Source organism: Pseudomonas sp. SHLD1 (genome assembly GCF_028640935.1).
GTDB lineage: Bacteria > Pseudomonadota > Gammaproteobacteria > Pseudomonadales > Pseudomonadaceae > Chryseomonas > Chryseomonas aestiva.
The window spans coordinates 329,259-346,519 of the sequence record NZ_JAQZAD010000006.1; the positions used below are offsets into that span (position 1 = coordinate 329,259).

The window sequence follows — 17,261 nt, forward strand, 5'->3', positions numbered from 1 at the left end:
CTAGGTCGCGCGTCAGTTCGAGACTTGCGCGGAATGAAGCGGGGTTTGGGTGAGATCTTCCCTGGGAGACTGGTAGCGGGCAGCGTTCATCTCGATGCGGGGGGTGATCGATACATGTAGAGCAACTAGCTTGGCCTGCCCCTGTTGGGCAGTAACTTCCTGGCCGTCCACGAGGTCCTGCGGAGGGCATCCGGCAAAGACCGCCTGGGCGTCCAGAACGTATTCGGCGCGGCGAGGCCCGACCAGAGCCATGGCCACCGCGGTGATGGGTGCGCGCTTGCCGCGCGAACCCGAAAAATTGCCGCTGAGCACGGCCGGCTGCAGGACATCGGCGACCTTGCAGCTATAGGCGATGTCCACGCCCTGAGGTTTGTTTGGCCAGACGACGGCGAAACCTTCGAGACGGGCTTCCTGATCGATGTTACCCACCCATTCATTGGCCGTGACGTCGCCCTGGGCCTGAACATGGCCGATCAGTTTGAGCACCACAGGGCTGCCATGACGCTCGGCACGCGCTGCCGCTTCCAGGGCCTTGCTGGCCACGACCGGGGCGCTGCGCTGCTGTTCGGAGCGGATGATGTCAACGGAGGTATCGATTCGATCGACACGCAGGTCGACCTGGCGCACCGGTAGATCGGCACGCTGGTATTCGGTGATGAGCAGGGTTCCAGCACCGTTCTTGACACGCACAATCAGCGTATCGCCAAGACGGGACAGGGTATTGCGAACGACGGTTTCGCCTGGAAAGAAATCGACCGAGCTCTTGCCGATCGGGGCAGGCTGCAGGCTGATGAGGCAAGGCTCCTCGGCAGTGTCCTGGGATGCATATCGAACGATATACATGCCGGGCTCGAGGGTGAGCAGCCGAGTCTTGAAGGTGAAGGGTGAATCGTCCATTTGATCCATTACGCCCGTGACCGATGTCCTTAACAGCCCCGGATAGGTGCATCCGAGCCTTGGTCAAGTGCTAACCCTATCACACTTCTTCTGTGACGGCGCCAGCTTCTTGACGTGGTCAGAATAGAAGAATTTCATTAAATCTCAACGTCAAATCACAGCTAACCACTACCGTTCGGTAGAAAAGTTCAATGGCTTTGATAGCAAAAAGCCATAAAAAAGGGCGTATTGGTCCACAACTCCGAGATCCTTACCACTTAGATTGGAAACTGCATACTAGACACCTGTGCTAGGGTGCGTTCCTTTTGAGCTCAGATCGATCGTGCGCATTCTGCATGTCTTCAAGACCTACCTACCCGACACCCATGGTGGCATCGAACACGTCATCCGTCAGATGTGCCTGGCTACCAAGGGAGCCGGAATCGATCACAGGATCCTGACACTCAGCCGGCGTCCTGTTCCGGAGTACCTCGAGGTGGATGGCATTCCCGTCCGCCGAGTCCGGCAGGACATCGACCTCGCCTCGACTGGCCTCTCCCGGGCTGCCTTCAAAGCTTTCGCCGAGGAAGCCCGTGCTGTCGACCTGGTGCATTTCCATTTTCCCTGGCCGTTCATGGACGTCTTGCAACTGCTGATACGGCCAGGCAAGCCCTATGTCGTGAGCTACCACTCGGATATCGTCAAGCAACGCCATCTACTCAAGCTCTATGCGCCCCTGATGCAACGCTTCCTGGGCAACGCGACCTGCGTCATAGCGGCCACCGAACCCTATCGCCTATCCAGCTCGACCCTGCAGCGTCTGGGCGCCAAGGTCCGGGTAATTCCCTATGGTCTGGATCCTGACAGCTATCCGGACGCGGATCCGCAACGGATGGCGAGCTGGCGCCAGCGCCTGGGACCGCGCTACCTCCTGTTCGTAGGCGTGTTGCGCTATTACAAAGGTCTGCATCTGCTGCTGGAAGCGCTCCAAGGGCTGGACTACCCCCTGGCTATCGTAGGTGCCGGCCCGGAAGGCGACGCGCTGCGTGCGCAGTGCGAGCGGCTCGGCCTTAAGAACTGCCATTTTCTCGGACGTCAGAGCGAAGAGGATCTGGCAGCGCTCTACGCAGGTTGCGAGAGCTTTGTGTTTCCCTCGCACCTGCGCTCCGAAGCCTTTGGCATGGCGCTGCTGGAAGCGGCCATGTACGGCAAGCCAATGCTCAGTTGCGAGATCGGCTCGGGCATGAGTGAGATCAACCTCAACGGGCAGACAGGGATCGGTGTGCCACCGGAGCCTGCGGCTTTGCGCGAGGGGCTGATGACACTGTGGGAGGATGCCGAGCTACGGACCCGCTACGGGCAAGCGGCCCGGGCACGCTTCGAGACGCATTTTCGCAGCGAAATAATGGCCAGCAAGCTCATCGAGGTCTATCGCGAGGCCCTTGCCTGAGTAGAACCTACCGACCTTTCAGAGCGAGGCGATAGACCTCTAGCGTCCGAGCGGCGCAGGCGTCCCATGTGTAATCGCGGGCGCGGCGCTCGCCCTCTTCGACTCGCTGACGTACTGCCAGAGGGTCGTCGAGTACTTCCAGCATCGCCCGGGCAATGGCCTTGGGCTCCTGCGGATCGGCCTGCAAGGCCGCATCGCCGACCACTTCCGGCAGCGACGTCGTGTTGGAGCAGATCACGGGGCATCGCGCGGCGAAGGCCTCGATGGCCGGCAAACCAAAGCCTTCGAACAGCGACATGAACACCAGGGCCGCTGCACTCTGCAGCAAGGCGATGACCTCATCCTGTGGCAGATATTCCAGCCATTTGCCTTCGCCCCTGGCCTCCAGAGCACGCAGTTCCTCGACCAGGGTCTCGGCACGCCAGCCATTGCGCCCGACAACGACAAGGGGGTGCCGCTTGCGTAGCGCCTCGGGTAGCTGGGCATGAGCCGCAAGGACAGCCGCAAGGTTCTTGCGCGGTTGCAAGGTACCGACAAAGAGGAAGAAGCCAGGCTCCAGGCCATGCTTGCGCAGCACCTCATGACGCATGACGTCGGATTGCCGGGTGAAGTAGTGCCCGTCCACGCCGAGTGGCGTGACATGGACTCGCTCTTCCGCAATGCCCAGCAGCCTGACGATGTCTCTCTTGCTGTACTCCGATATGGTGATGACCTGATCTGCCCAACCTACGCTCTGGTTGAACAGCCAATTCTTCAATCTGCGCAGCTTGAGCGTGACCCACTCGGGGTGTATCTGTGGAATCAAATCCATCACGCTAGCCACCATCGCCACGTTTTTGAGTCGCGGAATGTGATGATCAGGCGCGTGGAAGACATCGACTTCGCTCGCAAATCGCTGGTCGACTTGGCGATCAGCGCCCAGCAGCGCGTTCTTCAGGACGAACTTGGGAAAGTGCGGCGCCAGGCTCGCAGGTACACCACAACTCAGGGTCGGCGTATCCACGCCGAAGGTGTAGGGCCTGACCTGAACATCCGGGCACGCCTCAAGTGCTTGGGACAGCGACTGAGTATAGATACCGATTCCATCGAGATGTCCCTTGGTCGTCCCGGAAGACCATACCGTCGTCCCCAGCCCAACCTTCAACGTCGTCAACGACTACCTCCCAAGGATACGTACAGATCCTCGAGGGTCTGCTCCAACGAAATCAGCGCTCTATCTCCTACGATCTCACGCAGGCGTACATCGCTGCCGCGGAGCGTTGGAATCTCATTAGCCCGAACGAAAGCCGGATTGACCCGGACCTCTATCGAGTAACCGGCAATGCGCTCCGTCATCTCGATGATGGTCCGCAGCGCCGTCGCCTTACCCGAGCAGACATTGACCGGGCTCGAACGATGGTCGCTGTCGAGCAGCCCAAGGTAAGCCTGCGCTAGGTCGCGAACGTCGGAGAAATCTCGACTCACGTCCAAATTGCCCAGCTCGATCACGCGCTCTCCGCGGGCGAAATGACCGACGATCTTTGGGATAAGGAAACGCTCGTCTTGACCAGGCCCGGTGTAGTTGAATGGCCGGGTGATGACGATGGGCAGACGGTCGTACCAGGTGGCGACCATATGTTCCATGGCCAATTTGCTGCAGGCGTAGTGATTCACCGGTGCCGGGCAGACGGACTCGTCGATCACTTCGATGCCCGGAGTCCCATAGATGTTGGCGCTACTGGCAATCAGCACCCGGTGTGGTTGACGCTCGAGAGCGCCGAGCGCTTCAAGCAAATTCAAGGTGCCGAACAGGTTCACCCGGTAGAAGGCTTCCTGATCGGCATGCCCGACAAAGGCCAGCGCCGCCAGATGGATCACCCAGTCCGGTTGCGCCTGACCTACGGCAGAGGCGACTGCCGCCTTGTCGGTGAGATCGCATGCCAGGGTGACATCCGCATCGGTAGCACCGCTACCGAATCCGACTACCTTGAATCCCCGCGCTTTGAGCGCCTGGATCAGATAGCGTCCTGTAAAGCCCGATGCGCCTGTTACCAGAGCGGTTGGCATGCCTATCCCCTTAGTTAGAACGAGAAGCCTTGCTCATTGCGGCGCAGGTCAGCCTCGACCATCATCTGACAGAGCTGCTCCAGGGTGGTCTTGGGTTCCCAACCCAGCTCGCGCTTGGCCTTCTCGGGATTGCCGATCAGCAGATCCACTTCAGCGGGACGGTGGAATTTCGGATTCACGGCGACGACCTTCTTGCCGCTACGGGTGCAGTAGCCTTCTTCCTTGTCACCCTCACCTTTCCACTCCAGCTGGATGTCCACAGCCTTGGCCGCCAGGCTGACGAAGTCGCGCACGGTCTCGGTGCGGTTGGTTGCCAGCACATAGGTGTCCGGCTTGTCGGCCTGCAGCATGCGCCACATGCCCTCGACGTATTCCTTGGCGAAGCCCCAGTCGCGCTTGGCGTCGAGGTTGCCCAGCTCCAGCACGTCCAGTTTGCCCAGCTTGATCTTGGCGATGCTGTCGGTGATCTTGCGGGTCACGAACTCGCGACCGCGCAGCGGCGATTCGTGGTTGAAGAGAATGCCGCTGGTGCCGAAGATGCCGTAGGACTCGCGGTAGTTGATGGTCATCCAGTGGGCATAGAGCTTGGCCACACCATAGGGACTGCGCGGATAGAACGGGGTGCTCTCGATCTGCGGGATGGCCTGGACCTTGCCGAACATCTCCGAAGTGGACGCCTGGTAGAAGCGGATCTTCGGATTGACGATGCGGATGGCTTCGAGCAGGTTCACCGGGCCGACGCCGGTGATTTCAGCAGTGGTTACCGGCTGATCGAAGGACACGCCCACGAAGCTCTGGGCAGCGAGGTTGTACACTTCGGTCGCTTCGGTGGTCTGCAGCAGGCGGATGCTGGCGGACAGATCGGTCAGGTCGTACTCGACCAGGTGCAGGTTGGGATGACCAGCGACACCCACTTCCTCAATGCGCCAGAAGTTGACCGAGCTGGTACGACGATAGGTGCCATAGACCGTATAGCCTTTTTCCAGCAGCAGTTGGGCCAGGTAGGCGCCGTCCTGACCCGTGATTCCGGTGATGATAGCTTTCATGAGGTTCTTCGTTCTCCGTTGGACCCTTGGGCTGCACTGCCAGCCGCCGGACCGTGATTATGTCGCACGGCTTTCCGTAGACATGTCGATGATGAGTTCTTGGGTGGTGCGCGCGCTTTCAGCCCAGGTCAGCCAAGGCATGGTGTGGGAGTCCGGATGCGTGCCTGCACGGTAAAGCGCAAGCCAAGCCTGAATGTCAGCAGCCAAACCGGGGCCATCTGCGACAGCAAAATAGTAGGCACTGTCCTTGGCGACCTCGCGAAAAACCGGGATATCGCGGGCAAGCACTGGAAGACCCTTCTGCGCGGCCTCAATCAGAGGCAGACCAAAGCCTTCCTCGTAAGAGGCGGCGATCAGACACACACTGACGCCATAGAGGCGCTCCAGGTACTCGTCGCTGATCCCTTGTAGCCAGAACAGACGCTGATTGGCTAGAGGATGGTCTGTCAGCCGTGCTACGACATCTTCCACCAACCATCCCTGCTTGCCGACGATAACCAGGTTGACCTTCTCACCTTGCTGCCAGAGCTGCTCGAAGGCATCCAGTACGTGCCGGTGACCTTTACGCGGCTCAATGGTACCAACCATCAGGAAGCTGGGACTATCCGTCAGCCGGTTCAGCACAGCATTAGCCTCATCCGGTAGACCGATGGTGGGTAACGAGGCCTCGATGTCGGCGCCGATATGCGATACCCGAAGCGCGAAGGCTGCGTTTGGACGACGCTGCTGCACAAGCATTCGAACTGCATCAGCCGTCGCCTGCGAAATACAGACAGCACCATCACCCTGTATGACCGTCGAGAACCAGCGATCAAACAATGGCTGAGCGCCTTCTGGAAAGTACTGTGGGTGTAGAACGGGAATGAGGTCGTAGATCAGGAAATAGGTCCTGACTCCCATCAACTTCATCTGTCTGAGCTGGTCGGCCTGTTCAGCCACCACAGCGGGCTGCAGATCCAATGCAAAGAAGATGTCGCCCGCCCGGAAGGCGATGGGCTCGTCTTGCAGGACCGGTTGAGCACCGAGGAATTCCAGCGCGAATCGCCGCGCATAGCGATAGCCTGCGGTACCGGCGACCGCGTAAACGGGCTCGATGCGATAGCCTTCAACTGGCTTTTCCAACCATTCGCGGAGCACGCTGCGTACGACACGCTGGATACCGCTACGGGCGTCGCGCTGCACCAGCTCTGAGATATCCACCAGGATCTGCCGCTGATGACAGGGCGGCGGCAAGGAAAGATCCAGTGCTCGGGCGAGCTGGCGATAGCTGGCGCCTTCTACCTGCTCAGCCCCAGCGGCCATGATGCGGCGAACCAACGCCGGCGCACCGATACTCGCCTTGTCGTAAAAGGCCTCGATTGCCTTGTGATACTGCTCAGCACATAGGCGCGGTGCATGCTGGGTAAGGATAGTAGAGCGAGCACGCTTACCAAGCTCGTGCCGCAATCCGGCATCATGGTGCAGCTGCTCCAAGGCGCGTACTAGGTCAACGTCGGCGAACTGATCGTCCAGCATCAGAACACTGCCCGCCGGTAAGTCCGCCATGCTGCCATTGGCATTTACGATGGTGGGCAGACCATATTTCATGCAGTCCAGCACGGCAGCCGACGTCTCGCCTCGTGAGCGAGTACGGAGCTGAACACCGACGTCAGCGATAGCTAGATAATCACCAAACGCTTCGGCGTCGGTCCAGCCCGTAATGCGAATATGTCGCTTGCGACCACTGGCGGCAATCTCACGCTGAATCTTCTCACCATAGATACCCTGGTCATTCTCGCCGACAAAAATAAGAACATTGTTGTCGTCTTGGGAAAGAGGCGATTGCAACCAGGCGCTCAGCAGGCGGTCGTTCATCTTGCTGGGGCCAAGCAAACCAAAGCTGCAGACCACGAAGTCGCTGCTTTTAAGCCCCAGTTTCTTGCGGATCAGCGCCCGGTCCTGTTTCAGCTGCAGATCGGGCACACGTAGGAGGGGAATGCAGGCCCAGTCCTGAGCAACGGTGCTGCCGTACCAGGCATCGGCCATTCGTTGCGAGCTCTGTGAATGGACGATCACGCCTTCGGCGTTGGCGATCACTGGATAGTTGCAGGGGTACTTCCAAACGACGTCAGCCGTATCTTCAGCCTGGAGACGCTCGATGACAGCGGCGTAGCCATGGCTTTCATAAAGCGCATTTACCCAGACGCCTTGTTGCAAGCCATGGCACTCCAAGTGCGCAAGAATGCCGGAAAGAAAGAAATCATGAAGCACCACTGTGCCCGGTATTTCTTCCAGCAGCGCAAACATGTGCTCATGAAATACAGAGTTGCCAAAATGATAGAGGACGCGATCGTAGCGGTCTGCATTGCGTCTAAACCAGGAGACATCGCGCACGGCGCAATTACCGGCAATGCAGGCAGACGTCACTTCATCCTGTGCGGCGATTACCTCTACTTCATAGTAACGACACAGTTCGGGCAGCAGCTCGGCGCTATAGTCGCTGATACCGCTACGAAGAGGCGGCAAGGGCGAAACGTAGGCTAGTCGAGGGCGCGTCTTGGGCCGGCTGGGTTTGTCCTGCGCCACCAGTGCGTGTAAAGCAGTTAGCGTCTGTTCGGCACAATGCTGCCAGGAGAAGCGACGCGACTGCTGGCGAGCATGAGCTTGCAATTGCGCCCGAAATACATCATCAGTCAGAACCTGGCCTAGCTTGTCGGCGAGGGCTTCGTCGCTACGCGGATCGAACAAAGCGGCCTCGTTACCGATGACCTCAGGCAGGCTTGAACTGTTTGAAGCGATTACCGCCCGACCACAGCTCATTGCCTCCAGCGCGGGCAGTCCGAAACCTTCGTGCCAAGACGGAAAAACGAATACCTTGCAGCTGTTATAGAGCCGCAACAGATCGTCTTCAGAAACGAAGCCGGTAAAGACGACCTCATGGGGCTTGAGTCCCTGGCTACGGACTAATGCCTCAAGGCGCTCACGCTCCGCGGGTTGAACAGAACAGACAATCGCGAGCTGAAGGGACTGACGCAACTTCGGTGACAGAAGACTATAGCCACGGATCAGACCTTCGATGTTCTTGCGGTGATCAATGCCGCCGGTATAGAGCACGAAGTCACCGGTCAGCCCGATTCGAGCCTGCAACTCAGCGCGTTCCTGCTCGGGTATCACCCTCTCCTGAAAGTGGCTATCGGCGGCCGTGGAGATCGTCACGATACGCTCGGCAGGTAGCCCCAAGTAAGTTTGGGCTTCGTTGCCAGAAGATTGAGAAATGGCCAACAGCAGATCAGCCCGGCGCAGGTGTCCAAGCTTGTTCTCATACCACCTGTCTACCGCCCACTCTTTCAGGTAAAGATCGCGATAGATGATTGGAATGAGATCGTAGAGGACCACCGCCGTAGGGACCTGTTGCGATAGCCGGCCGATACTAGTGACCGCCTCGTCCACCAGGCCTTCGAACAAACTGCAGACCAAAACAACGCTGGGATTGAGATTGGCGATAAAAGCCTCTCGCAGCAGCTCGGCCGCTTCTCGGTCCCAGGAAGTCGCCGAACCGAGCTGACGCGTTTGTGGCGGACAGCTCCAGACCCTGATCTGCTCCGGCAGGAGCAGGCCAGCGAATTCGGCGCGCAGGGGCTCGATGGTGTCTGGAAAGGCGTCCGACAGGACGATAAGTACTTCGGCTTCTCCACGTTGGGCCACGATGGCCTTGGCCAGAGACAACGAGTAGCGCCCTATACCCCGTTTACGATTTTCAGCCTGCGCACCCTGCAGATCGATAACGATGCGCATCAGGGACGATTCTCCATATCCTGTTTAACGAAAGCGGCGTAGAGCTTCTTCGAGCGCGCTGACAGATCTGCAGCATCACCCGGCATGCTCTGGCGCGGCGCGGTCGTGGCGCGTTCTACCACAACAGCCTGCCGATCACCACGCATCCGCTTAGCAAGGCCTGGATAACGAGCAACAAGAATATTCAACCGCCGTACGAACCAAGGATATTTGAGCAGCGGCCGGATACCGAGTTTGAGGACGCGTCGGGCAAAGGCCACAGGATTAGGCTGAGTGCCTTGACGCCCTTGCCCTACGCGCGACGCAAACGCCCGTAGAGGCGCGGTCAGTCGCCAGGACGTGCTGCTCAGCAAAGCGCTATTCTGCCCTTGCAGCGTATCGGCCTGAGTGTGCCAGTAGTGAGCACTTTGATGAGCAGCCTGTAGCTCGTGTCGTAGAGATTCCAGCTCGCGGTGCGCTTGCTGCCGGGCGTCCTCAGCGTGTTGCCGTTGTTCATCCGCTAGCCGCCGTGCGCTCTGCACGGCCTCGAGCTCACGACTGAGCAAGGCCACTGGCTCAGCAAAGATGCTCGACCAACGACTGGCGTCATGCAGCTGCTGGCTCAGGACGTGGATCTCGCTACGTACGGCCTGCAGCTCAGTTCGACTCTCCCAAAAGCGATGTTGAAGTTGCTGCTCGTAGCGCTGTGCCAATGCTCCTAGTGAAACCCCAAAATCCTTCTCGAAAGCCGACGTCAAGACCTCATAGCGGTTATTGTCAGCGTGCTTCTGCGCCACTACCGCATAGTCAGGGCTGGATCCACCCAGGACATCCAGCAACTGCAGTTGGTCCGTCTCTCTCACTTGAGGAGCTTCCTGCAAGCGCAGGATTTTCTGGCGAGCGAAGCCACTGTATTCGACAAGAAACTCGAGCAATTGATGAGGAAGCGGACGCTCGTGGGTAGGGTCGAGATAGAAGCTGTTGGTCCCCACTACCAGATTTTCCGCATTCGGCGTTTCTAGAATCAGCAGCCCTCCAGGCTTGAGGACGCGCAGCGCTTCGCTTACCAACTCTTGAAGTACCGAGAAGGGTATGTGCTCGACGATGTGAAAACCAGAAATGAGGATCTGACTCTCCGCCGGCAGCGCTTGCAATGCACTCAAGGCATCGCCCTGAACCGCTGGCAGTCCTCTGTCGCGACAGGCCTGGAGCATACCGTCGTCGAGGTCGACTCCCTGGGCCTGGAAGCCTTGCTCGATCAGCAGTTCAAGCCACTCGCCACGACCACATCCGATATCGAGTGCCGGACAGGCTTCATCGGCTTCCTTCAACGCCTGCAGGAAGGGTTCATATACGCGAAGGCGTTGCTTGATCAGCGCACGGGAGCCGCGATGTCGATCTTCGAAAGCACGGTAAAAATTTCCGCTCATCGCACGAGCTCCACTTCAGGTGGCATCCAGGTCAGCCCGACAAATTCCTCGCGGTCCATGTTCACGACGTTGAACACCGCGGCCAAGTCGCGCCACTCGTAGTTTTGCGCCAGATGGGTATCGGCCGTATGGAGGGCAACGGCAACCGAATAGGAGCCAACCCCAAGGTTCATTGCAAAGTTGAAGCGATACTCGATCTCCGTATCCGCTTCGAGCGCCTCAAGTTTGCATCCCAAGTGATGGGTATTGGTGCCATAGACGGATTGCCCGAGACGATCCTTGATCATGTAGCCCACCACCAACTCGGGGAGAGCCACCGAGACCGCCACCTTAATGCGCAATGAAGCGATTTCGCCTACCCGGATGAATTCCGCCGGCTGCTCGGCGGAATTGAAGACATCGACTGCAAGGATGCTGGCCTCGCCACTGCCAGAGCGCGTCTGTACCCGGCCATTGTCGAGGTGTTGCACGGTGACGCTGGTACCTTCCTTTTCGGCAATCAGCGCGTTATAGAAATCCATTACTTCTTCAGGATTCCCATCCTTGATGATGGTCCCCTTGTCGAGCAACACGGCACGGCTGCACAGGGCCTGAATCGCACTACGATCGTGAGAGACAATCAGCAGTGTGGTGCCCTGTTGCTGGAATTCGCGGATGCGGTCGAAACTCTTGTGCTGGAAATAGCCGTCGCCGACTGACAAGGCCTCGTCGATGATGAGGATTTCCGGCCGAAAGGCGGTGGCCACGGCAAAGGCCACTCGCATCTGCATACCGCTCGAATAGGTACGGACGGGCGCATCGAAATAGGATCCAATTTCAGCAAAGCTATCAATCCAATCGATAACTGAATCAATCTGCTCCTTGCTGAATCCCATCAGGCCGGCCGCGTGATAGGCGTTCTGCCTCCCGGTCAGCTCAGGGTTGAAGCCCATACCCAGTTCGAGGATGGCGGCAATTCGCCCGCGACACGTCACGGTACCCTCGCTAGGTTGGAGCGTGCCGGTGATCATCTTGAGCAGCGTGGATTTGCCAGCACCATTCTGCCCAACGATGCCGATAGCCTCACCAGGCTCTATCGAGAAATTGATGTGCCGAATGATCCAGTTTTCAGCACTGGGCTTGACCGGAAGGTAGAGCCAGCGCGCGAAGCGGAGCCACTCAGAACGATAGGAACGATAGGATTTCCCGAGGCCGGAAACACTGAGCAAGCTCATAGTACATCCGCCATTTCCGGCGCCGCGCGGCGGAACATGAGTAGGCCAAGCAGGAGGAGGCCGCAAGCGATCAAGCAGGAGGGATAGATCTGCAGCAGATCGGGCGCGCGCGCGTAAACCAATACGTCATGATAACCCGTGATGATAGGAAACAAGGGATTGTTACCCATAAAGCCCTTGAGGTACTCAGGAATGATGTTGGCGGGATAGACGATTGGGGTGAACCAGAACCACACCTGGAGCACTATGGGCACGACCTGGCCGACATCACGAACGAACACGTTGAGCACGCCAAGAATCAGACCGATTCCGACAGCAAGCGCCAAGATGGCAAGGGTCAGTGGTATGAGCCACAACATGAGCAGATCAGGAAATTTGCCGAAAAAGGCGAACACCACCAGCAAAGCACCGAAGAGCAGTACGTAGTTGAGCAGGCTTGATCCCATCACGATCACAGGCAGGGTGATCCGAGGAAAACTCATCTTCTTCAACAGGTTGCCCTGATCGACAAACAGGGTCAGGCAGCGGTTGATGACTTCAGAGAAAAGACTCCAACCCAACATGCCGGCCATCAGGTAGAGCGCATAGGCGTAGCTGTTGTTGATCCCAGGCAGTTTGGTTGCCAAGACGTTGGAAAGGATCAGTGCATAGATGGCAACCTGAGCCAGCGGATTGATGATCATCCACAGCCCACCTAGGCGACTACGGGCGAAGCGTGTCGAGAACTCGTTGCGAATGGAGGAGAGAACGAATCCCCGGTATCTCCACAGGCTCAACAACATCGATAGCATGGTCTTCCCTTCGAATTACAGAGCGCAGCGCCGATCACACTACGGCATAACGTGTCGGCAGGACTCTCGTGAGCCGCTGCTCCCTACCTTCTCTGAGCCAGAGGTCTGCTGTGCTGGTCGCGGCAACAGGTGTCCATTGGTACAGAGAATCCAACGCGGACCTACAAAAAGGTGGCGCAGTGCCATGAAACCGTTTGGCCCGGTAGGAGTTTTAGCGCGCCGTATGTTAACCCAGCGCTAGGGCCAAGGGGCCCAAACACCACGGTTTCAAAATCCAGCGACCTCTGACTATCGCGTTTTGCGAAGGGTTTCAGCTTAAGTAGCTTTTTTCTGCGTCGTCCCAGCCCAGCGTTTTCGACCTCCCGCCTCGCCCCCCTCCTCGTGCCGGCAGTAACCGCTCATCGCCTCGGATTAAAGAAGTTCGATCCAACGTCAGATACGCCTAGGCTCCCCGGGGATGCCTGGTCACGCGGTACGGCTCCGCAGGGGAATGCTATCTCCACTGCCAACCGGCTCGGCAATCCGCGTACCGCCGAGACGATACCCGGGCGATCTCTCATGGCATCTTCTTTCTTCTGCTCGAACATCTTCCGGCTCAGGACAGCCCTGATCTTAGCCATGCTGTCAGCCTTCATGGCCGGCCCTGCACGGGCGGAGCGGGTCAGCCTGCTGGGACTGAACCTATCGGGAGCCGGGTTTGCCTCGCAGATCCTGCCCGGGGTGAACGGCACCCACTACATTTTTCCTACAGAAAGCTATTTCAGTCAGTGGAGCGGCCGAGGGGTTAAGCTGATTCGCTTCCCCATTCTCTGGGAACGGCTACAACCCGTGCTTGGCGGCCCACTGGACCCTACCTATGCGGCTCTGATCGATCGCACCTTCAACTACGCGCAAAAGTACGACATCAAGATCATCCTGGACCTGCATAACTACATGCGCTATCGCGGTGTAGTGATAGGCACAGGCAACGTGTCCTATATGCACTACAAGGATGTGCTCGTTCGCATCGCTCAACGCTGGAGCACCCAGTCGTCGCTGTACGCCTACGACATCATGAACGAGCCCCATGATGCGGTGGCTCAATGGGCCACTGCGGCGCAGTACGGTATCGACGGCGTTCGATCCATCGATTCGGTTCGCCCCATCATGATCGAGGGCAACGGCTGGGCCGAGGCCACTCGCTGGCCACAATGGAACGATACGTTGCTGGGGCTCAAAGACCCGGCAAACAACCTGATTTATCAGGCCCACGTGTACTTCGACGGTGTAGGCGGCGGGGGCAACTACACCAACACAAGCGCCGCGGCCTACGGAGATAATTTTGGCGTGGAGCGGGTCAAGCCATTCGTCGAATGGCTCAAGAAGAATGGTAAGCGAGGCATGATCGGTGAGTTTGGCGTACCGGACTCAGATGGTCGCTGGAACGTCATCATGGGCAACATGTTGGCCTATCTGAAGCAAAACTGCATGCCGGCAACTTACTGGGCGGCGGGTCCTGGCTGGGCCAACTACAACCTATCGGTAGAACCAGTAAACGGGGTAGAACGACCGCAGTGGCCAACCCTTAAGAACTACCTCGATGACACCAGTTGCACGGGCATCGGGCCTGTTCAAATAACCCAGGGCGCGATCGCCAAACCAAACGCGAACAGTGCTTACGCCGGCACGGTGAAGCAGCTCTATATCGACTACCTAGGAAGAGAGGCGGAACCCGCTGGCCTAAGCTATTGGACCGGCCTGCTGGACAGCGGGACCATGTCGCTGGCATCCGTCATCAACTCGTTTTTCAATAGTGGCGAATACCAAAACCGCAGTTATGTCTGGCAGCTCTATAACAGCTACATGGGCCGCATAGCCGATCAAGCCGGACTGGCCTACTGGGCCGGACTGCTTAACTCCGGCACGATGACGCGTGATCAGGTGAAGTCCGCTATTTTGCATAGCGACGAAGCCATGAGTGTGGCACGGGACGGCGTGGTCCAGGCCTACCGTACCTATCTGGGCAGAGAGCCGGATGGTAGCGGCATGAATTATTGGGTACAGCAGATCACCGATGGAAACGCCACGTTGGATAACGCTATCGCTGCGATGAAGAGCAGTGAGGAGTATAGATTGCGTCAGCGCTAGCGGCCGAATTGGTATGTGAGCGTCACGCCTATCGGCGTCGCTTTCTAATGCCGAGCGCGTACCGTTCGCTTGCGCTCGATACGCTGACCATTCTGAAAAGGGCATCTGCGCCACCTTTGAGGACTGCTGAGTCCCAGTTGCAGTAGCAGCCTCAGAGCGTTAAATTTCGGTAGCCATGGTCAATCCCATGGCCGGGTGTAGCAACCTGACAAACCAAGGCGCGGCAGCGTCATAGCCCACAGCCAATGCTCAGCATCTGGTTGTGCGCATCCTATGGCGGGCCGTGCGGGGCAGGCTTCGGCCTGGCCGGTTCCCTTGGTTCCCGGTTTGCTACCCCCGTACGGTCCGCCTCCATACCGCGTAGCAACGGTGGTGGCGGCTCCTTAACCGAACCAAGGAGCAGCATGAACATGCATCGTCTTCCTTTTAAGCTCGCGCCCCGCCCCTGCCTTACCTCGTTGCGTTGTACCTCCATGATAGAGGTGAACAATGGCTGAGACGAAAGGTGCAGTCCTTCCCTTCCCCGTCAGCCCAGCCTCGTTGCGACAACCTGAGTTCACCCGGGAGTCGCCAGAGGCAGATGCGGATATACGGGCTTCAATTCTCAGCGACCTGTTGGATCGCCTAGCCAACGATCAGGGCAACGCGGATAGCCCAACAGACCTACGTCAGCGAATTTCGGCCTATATGGCTCGAGATTTACTCGATGAAATGGTGACGCTCTATCGCAGAGCGCTATCAGAGGCTCGTCACCCCTAGGGGAGGAGACAGCTGAGCGTCGCTCGTGTGGCGCTCAGCTGTCCATGAGGTTGTGACGGCTAGAAAAGCCTATGGGCTTTGGCGAAAGATTTCTCTAAGGCCGTTACCACCGCTTGTTCATCAGCGTAGGCTGCAAATCTGTAGTCGAGACGCGACCTGGTCATGAATACTCCTCAGCCAGGTCACTTGGCTTCGTGACATGAGCTTCTTTCTCCCCTTCCTTAAGCCAGCGCTCGAACGTCGCGTTCTGTGCTCCATCCAGCTGTGGAGCGTAGTAAACCAGCCGTAGATGTCGGTCCACATCTACTGTAAGCGTCGTGTGCTCAAACACCATCTGGCCTATTCCATCGAGTCGGAAGTATCGAATTCCTTGGCAGGGCCCATGGATGTCCTGCCGATTCCACCAGTCACAAAATTCTGGGGCTACCCGCTCCAGGTCCTTTACCAGTCCCACGATCTCTGCGTCCTGGGTTCCCTGAACAAAATCGCGCCGGAAGCTCGAAAAGATCTGGACTGCTTGGCCCTCCCATGGGTCGAGAAGCTGGCGTAGCCGCTTGGACGTAAACAGCATCCAAAGCAAATTACGTCGCTCAGGGATCTGCTCCGAAAAGCCAAACAGTCGGTCGGCCGCGTCATTCCAAGCCAACACATCCCAGCGCAGGTTCAAAACGTAGGACGGGCGGGCATCCAAATCCTCTATCAACCGAATAATCAGGGGCGGAACTACGCACCACGTCCTGCCGGGCTCACACGGTGGCCGCTGTTGGGCGAGTAGATAGAGATGACGACGCTCCGTGGCATCGAGCTTGAGTGCACGGGATAGATTGTCCAGAAAAGTCGAGGAAACGCTGATTTCTCGGCCTTGTTCGAGCCAGGTGTACCAACTGAGACCCACTCGTGCCAGCGTCGCTACCTCTTCACGCCGTAACCCAGGTGTCCGTCGTCGCCCACCGGACGGCAACCCAACCTCTTCAGGCGTCAGCCGCTCCCGGCGACTTCTTAGAAACTCTGCAAGCTCAATCCGAGAACGTTCGAAAGACCGCCCCGCCGACATGCCATTACTCCTAGTAACAGTATAAGCAACCAAATTGTAACAGGCTCAAAAGGGTGCGAAGAATAGCGCGTCCTGAAGCCGAGTGCCTCACGTCAGGGCTGCCGCGCGAGGAGAAAAAGACGCGCTTGCTATTACTGCCTAGGAGTCACACCGATGTACAACACGCTCTTGCATCAGAAGCTGGAAGCCCTGAAACAAGCTAACCAGTACCGCACCTTTACGACCTTGGACCGCTTATGTGGTCGTTACCCTTTGGCTCGCTTGGCCGACAACTCGCAATCAGCGGTCGTAATGTGGTGCAGCAATGACTACCTCGGAATGTCCCAGCATTCCGAGGTACGTAACGCTATGCACGAGGCCTTGGACACCTACGGTGCAGGTTCGGGAGGTTCGCGCAACATTGGGGGCTCTCATGCGTTGTACGGACAATTAGAGCAAAGCTTGGCCGACGCAAGATCTCGCTTACGAGCAGGGGCTACGCAAAGCCCTAGCCGCTATCCGAGATGACTCGAATGCGCCCGTCCGCCCCTTCCTCGACTTCACCCGTGTAGAAGCAGCGTTAGAAAGGCTCCTTGGCGCCCACTCGCCTATGTATGAGCGCATGGGTATGGAACTCGCGGTCGGGCTTGATACTTGGTTGCGCGAGTACGACGTCAGCGTCGAGCTTTTCTAGTTACCTGGACGACCGCCGCGTCGCCCCTTCACTTCCTATTTA

At 58.1% G+C, this 17,261-nt stretch carries 11 protein-coding genes and 2 pseudogenes; 4 read left to right on the forward strand and 9 right to left on the reverse strand.

What is annotated here, in order from left to right; genetic code table 11:
• Positions 1-12: 12 nt before the first annotated feature.
• Positions 13-906 carry a cell wall-binding repeat 2 family protein gene (locus tag PVZ77_RS01500; protein ID WP_273805598.1) on the reverse strand — a complete coding sequence of 298 codons (894 nt, stop codon included), beginning with the start codon at positions 904-906 and terminating at the stop codon, positions 13-15.
• A gap of 313 nt (positions 907-1,219) precedes the next feature.
• On the opposite strand from PVZ77_RS01500, the gene PVZ77_RS01505 reads away from it, so the two are divergent.
• Complete coding sequence (locus tag PVZ77_RS01505; protein ID WP_273805597.1) at positions 1,220-2,326, forward strand: glycosyltransferase; 1,107 nt, start codon at positions 1,220-1,222, stop codon at positions 2,324-2,326.
• Positions 2,327-2,333: 7 nt separating this feature from the next.
• On the opposite strand, the gene PVZ77_RS01510 is transcribed toward PVZ77_RS01505, so the two are convergent.
• The 7 genes from PVZ77_RS01510 to PVZ77_RS01540 are packed head-to-tail and all read right to left on the reverse strand — an operon-like array spanning position 2,334 to position 12,606.
• Entirely contained in the window at positions 2,334-3,470 is a 1,137-nt protein-coding gene (locus PVZ77_RS01510) for a glycosyltransferase family 4 protein (RefSeq protein ID WP_273805820.1), read from the reverse strand.
• Positions 3,471-3,475: 5 nt separating this feature from the next.
• Positions 3,476-4,372, reverse strand: coding sequence for an NAD-dependent epimerase/dehydratase family protein (locus PVZ77_RS01515; RefSeq protein WP_273805596.1), 897 nt, complete (start codon positions 4,370-4,372; stop codon positions 3,476-3,478).
• 14 nt (positions 4,373-4,386) lie between these two features.
• Positions 4,387-5,418: a GDP-mannose 4,6-dehydratase gene (gene gmd / locus PVZ77_RS01520; protein WP_007159973.1), complete on the reverse strand. Its 1,032-nt coding sequence runs from the start codon at positions 5,416-5,418 to the stop codon at positions 4,387-4,389.
• A gap of 57 nt (positions 5,419-5,475) precedes the next feature.
• Positions 5,476-9,192, reverse strand: a complete 3,717-nt coding sequence (locus PVZ77_RS01525; protein ID WP_273805595.1) for a glycosyltransferase — start codon at positions 9,190-9,192, stop codon at positions 5,476-5,478.
• Positions 9,192-10,601: a class I SAM-dependent methyltransferase gene (locus tag PVZ77_RS01530; protein WP_273805594.1), complete on the reverse strand. Its 1,410-nt coding sequence runs from the start codon at positions 10,599-10,601 to the stop codon at positions 9,192-9,194. The genes PVZ77_RS01525 and PVZ77_RS01530 overlap by 1 nt, the downstream gene beginning before the upstream one ends.
• Positions 10,598-11,815 carry an ABC transporter ATP-binding protein gene (locus PVZ77_RS01535; RefSeq protein WP_007159976.1) on the reverse strand — a complete coding sequence of 406 codons (1,218 nt, stop codon included), beginning with the start codon at positions 11,813-11,815 and terminating at the stop codon, positions 10,598-10,600. The genes PVZ77_RS01530 and PVZ77_RS01535 overlap by 4 nt, the downstream gene beginning before the upstream one ends.
• The gene (locus tag PVZ77_RS01540) at positions 11,812-12,606 is read right to left on the reverse strand and encodes an ABC transporter permease (protein WP_132832639.1); all 795 of its coding nucleotides are present in this window, start codon (positions 12,604-12,606) and stop codon (positions 11,812-11,814) included. Before PVZ77_RS01540 ends, PVZ77_RS01535 begins: the two co-directional genes overlap by 4 nt.
• Before the next feature lie 558 nt (positions 12,607-13,164).
• Here PVZ77_RS01540 and PVZ77_RS01545 point away from each other — a divergent pair.
• Complete coding sequence (locus PVZ77_RS01545; RefSeq protein WP_273805593.1) at positions 13,165-14,733, forward strand: cellulase family glycosylhydrolase; 1,569 nt, start codon at positions 13,165-13,167, stop codon at positions 14,731-14,733.
• Positions 14,734-15,652: 919 nt separating this feature from the next.
• Here the strand turns inward: PVZ77_RS01545 and PVZ77_RS01550 are convergent.
• Complete coding sequence (locus PVZ77_RS01550; RefSeq protein WP_273805592.1) at positions 15,653-16,546, reverse strand: helix-turn-helix transcriptional regulator; 894 nt, start codon at positions 16,544-16,546, stop codon at positions 15,653-15,655.
• 153 nt (positions 16,547-16,699) lie between these two features.
• Here PVZ77_RS01550 and PVZ77_RS25905 point away from each other — a divergent pair.
• Positions 16,700-16,996, forward strand: a pseudogene (locus PVZ77_RS25905) (5-aminolevulinate synthase); the annotation flags it as partial.
• Positions 16,995-17,219 (forward strand): annotated as a pseudogene (locus PVZ77_RS25910) (asparagine synthase (glutamine-hydrolyzing)); the annotation flags it as partial. The pseudogenes PVZ77_RS25905 and PVZ77_RS25910, both read left to right, overlap by 2 nt.
• Positions 17,220-17,261 lie beyond the last annotated feature (42 nt).